The organism is Collinsella sp. AF37-9, from assembly GCF_003475115.1.
Classification (GTDB): domain Bacteria; phylum Actinomycetota; class Coriobacteriia; order Coriobacteriales; family Coriobacteriaceae; genus Collinsella.
This window is the reverse complement of sequence record NZ_QROQ01000069.1, coordinates 1-697: the sequence shown is the minus strand read 5'-3', so window position 1 is coordinate 697 and position 697 is coordinate 1. Positions and strand designations below refer to the sequence as shown.

Sequence of the window (697 nt, the reverse complement as noted above, 5' to 3'; positions counted from 1 at the left end):
CCTCCCTCGTATGTATCGAGGTATTCCTGCTTGAGCGTCTGCGAGGACGACTTGATCTTTTCCACGAGCGTGCCGGCCTCGATGAAGTAGAACGAGTCGGTGAGGTCTGCCAGGTCGTCGAGCAGATGGCTTGAAATGAGCACGCTTCGTCCCCGCGCCACCTCGCTGCGCATCGCGTCGCAGGAGGTTTTCCGCTTTCCCGGATCGAGGCCGTTCAGCGGTTCATCGAGGATGAGGTACGGGCAATCGGTCGCTATCGCCATGGCAAGCTTTACCTGCTGCTTCATTCCTGTCGAGAGTTTACGGGTCGGCTTGTCGAGATATGGGGAGATTCCGAGGGAGTCGCAGAGCGAGTCGATGTCGGCGGCCGATTTCCACGCCTCCCTAACGAAAGCAAGGTGCTCGATGGCCGATAGCGTGGGGTAGAGATCCGCGCTGCCCGAAGAGCTCAGGTAGACGAGTTCTGCAAATTCGGCTGATCGACGTTGGCAGATTCCGTCTGCCGCCAGGCTTCCCGAGCGGATGCGGGCGGGAAATTGGCCCGACAGCGCTTCAAGAAGGGTGGTTTTCCCCGAGCCGTTGGGAGCAACGAGGCCCGCCGCCGTTCCCGGGCTCAGGAAAAGCGACCCGATTGAAAGTATCGTCGTGCTTCCGTATCCCACGCTCGCGTCCAGAAGCTCGAGCCCATGGTGCTTTT

At 60.1% G+C, this 697-nt stretch carries 1 protein-coding gene; it reads right to left on the bottom strand.

Translation table 11 applies throughout. The annotated features are described in order from the left end of the window. Positions 1 to 697 (bottom strand): ATP-binding cassette domain-containing protein (locus DW024_RS09935; RefSeq protein WP_118377610.1); only part of this gene is annotated, 697 nt, incomplete at both ends.